Origin of the sequence: Streptococcus suis (assembly GCF_002964045.1) — a bacterium.
Classification (GTDB): domain Bacteria; phylum Bacillota; class Bacilli; order Lactobacillales; family Streptococcaceae; genus Streptococcus; species Streptococcus suis_U.
In genome coordinates this window covers 1-458 of the sequence record NZ_POPB01000172.1, presented here as the reverse complement: position 1 = coordinate 458, position 458 = coordinate 1, and the positions used below count along the sequence as shown (strand labels likewise).

The following is a 458-nucleotide window of genomic DNA, read 5'->3' as shown; positions in this document are numbered from 1 at the left end:
ACAGTTGGGGGTTACATCGCAAAAGAAGCAACCAACAACGGTACTAAGGTAGAACTTGATTCAACTGTTGCCAATGTCGCTGCGACAGAAACGACAGGAAACATCACAGAAGTTGTCACTTATGTGAAACTCGGTTCATGGATTCCGAAACCACCAACTGGAACAATTGAAGTACCATCAACGGTTTACCCTAACGATCCAAATGATCCAACTAAACCAGGTACAGAAGTTCCAACAATTCCATATATTCCAGGCTATGTCCCAGTAGGACCAGATGGAACAACTCCATTAGAACCAGTAGATCGAGACGATCCAACTAAGGGTTATAAAGCACCACCAGTTCCGGGTGATCCAACAACAGATACGAAGATTCCGTATGTGAAAGCATCACAAACGGGTAGTGTGAAGTTTGTGGATACGACAGATGGTTCAGTGAAATTCACAGAAACCCTCAATGG

At 43.9% G+C, this 458-nt stretch carries 1 pseudogene; it reads left to right on the top strand.

Annotated features, from left to right (window positions below):
* A pseudogene (locus tag C1E99_RS14610) lies at positions 1-458 on the top strand (hypothetical protein); the annotation flags it as partial.